Annotated in this window: 3 protein-coding genes; all 3 read left to right on the top strand. The window is 58.6% G+C overall.

Going from position 1 to position 2,123, the window contains the following annotated elements; all coding sequences use genetic code 11:
* Positions 1-558: NAD-dependent epimerase/dehydratase family protein (locus AC1D0Z_RS20195; protein WP_477659952.1), on the top strand; the 558-nt coding region annotated here is incomplete at its 5' end.
* 90 nt (positions 559-648) lie between these two features.
* Positions 649-1,620, top strand: a complete 972-nt coding sequence (locus tag AC1D0Z_RS20190) for a TRAP transporter substrate-binding protein (RefSeq protein WP_477659951.1) — start codon at positions 649-651, stop codon at positions 1,618-1,620.
* Positions 1,621-1,724: 104 nt separating this feature from the next.
* Positions 1,725-2,123, top strand: a 399-nt coding sequence (locus tag AC1D0Z_RS20185) for a TRAP transporter small permease (RefSeq protein WP_477659950.1), incomplete at its 3' end; no start/stop codon positions are given.

Below are 2,123 nucleotides of genomic sequence, written 5' to 3'. Positions count from 1 at the left end.
CCGCAGAACAGCTATGGCATCCAGAAATTCATCGGTGAACAACTGGTGGCCGACTACGCGCGCAAGGGCTTCATACGCGGGCGCAATGTGCGCCTGATGACTGTAAGCGTGCGGCCCGGAAAACCCAACGGTGCGGCATCGAGCTTTCTCAGCGGCATGATCCGGGAACTCCTTGCGGGAACGAGGGCACGGTGCCCCGTTCCTCCCGAAACGGTCGTGGCTCTTGCGTCACCCGGACGTACGGTGGAGGGATTGATTCGTGCTGCAGAGGCTGGCGACACCGAATGGGGCGCCCGCACCGCCGTCAACCTGCCGGCCCTCAAGACAACCGTTGGCGAAATGGCGCAGGCGTTGGCTCGGGTGGCCGGCAAAGATGTGGCGGATCTGATTGACTGGGTGCATGACCCTGTCGTCACAGCCATCGTGGGCAGCTGGCCCGGCAATATCGACGCCGCACGCGCGCGATCGCTGGGTCTTCAGCCCGACACAGATTTTGAAAGCATCATTGCGGCCTATTTAAGCGAAAACCCGCGCACGTCCACGGGCGCATCGCAGTAATAATGCGTGTGCTTATGGTCGGAAGCCCAATAGTGGGCCGGCCTTGATCATCTGGGATTACCGGCCCTTCACCTATCGGAGACAAACCACATGAAGCTTTCAAAACTGATTATCGGCATGACATTGGCCGCAGGATTCATGGCGTCTGCCAACGCACAGACCACCATGAAGATCAGCATTTCCACGGCCCAGAATTCACACCAGGGCATTGCCATCGACACCTTTGCCAGGGAGGTCGAAAAGCGCACGGCGGGCCGCTACAAAGTCCAGACTTTTTACAACGGTGCGCTCGGTGGCGAGCGCGAATCCATTGAGGCCGTACAGCTGGGTACCCAGGAGCTGGCATTCTCGTCCACCGGACCGGTGCCCAACTTTGTTCCTGAAACCAAAATCCTCGACGTGCCTTTCCTGTTTCGCGACAAGGCGCATGCGCGCGCCGTGCTGGACGGCCCGATTGGCCAGGACCTCCTGACCAAGTTTGACGCCAAAGGCTTCAAGGCGCTGGCCTGGGCCGAGAACGGCTTTCGCCACATGACCAACAGCAAGCGGGACGTGAAGCTTCCGGAAGACCTGAAAGGGTTGAAGATGCGCACCATGGAAAACCCGGTGCATATTGCCGCCTACAAAGGCCTGGGCATCATCACCACGCCCATGGCTTTTCCCGAAGTGTTTACGGCGCTGCAGCAAGGCACGGTTGACGGCCAGGAAAACCCCCTGTCCGTGATCATGTCCGCCAAGTTCGACCAGGTACAAAAGCATCTTTCACTCACCGGCCACGTCTATTCACCCTGTATTTTTGTCATGAACAAGGCCGCTTTCGACAAGCTCAGCGCCGCAGACAAAACGGCTTTCGTCGATGCGGCCAAAGAAGCGACCAAGGCGAACCGCGCACGTGTGGACCAGGACGATGCCAACGGTGTCGCCGAGCTGCGCAGCAAAGGCATGACTGTGATCGAAAACGTCGACAAGGCGAAGTTTGTGGCGACGCTGGCGCCGGTCAACGCCGAATTTGAAAAACAGTTCGGCAAAGCCAACATCGACGCAATCAGAAACTACAAATAAACCGCATTACGACTAGTTTGCTACATTTTTTGTAGCTGCTTGCGCCCGCCACCATTGGTTCGCGGGCGTTTTCATTGAAAATTCTCCCGTGTATCGGTGCCGCCATGAAACAAGCCTTTCTTCAACTTGAACGGTGGACCACCGGCTTTTCCATGCTGGTGGCCTGCCTGATGCTGGTGATCGCATCGGGACTCGGCGTGTTCCAGATCCTGACGCGCTTTGTCTTCGAGCAGCCTGCGGAGTGGAGTGAAATCCTGATCCGCCTCAGCCTGATCTGGATGGTCTTCATGGGAATCCCCATGGCTTTTCGCCAGGGCGCCATGGTCAGCGTGGACGTACTCTACCGCTGGAGCCCACCCCGCGTCCGGCGGGTGCTGGACTGGCTGGTCTGCATCGCCGCCTTGCTCCTCGTCGCGGTCATCATCTGGTGGGGCTGGGACTATTCCCTGCGCGGGCGTGTGCAGTCCATGGCCGGGCTTGAATCCATTTCCATGTTTTGGGGT

Source organism: Polaromonas sp. P1_E3, from assembly GCF_056405935.1.
Note: the sequence above shows the minus strand (reverse complement) of the source record. Positions and strands in the feature narration are given on the sequence as shown.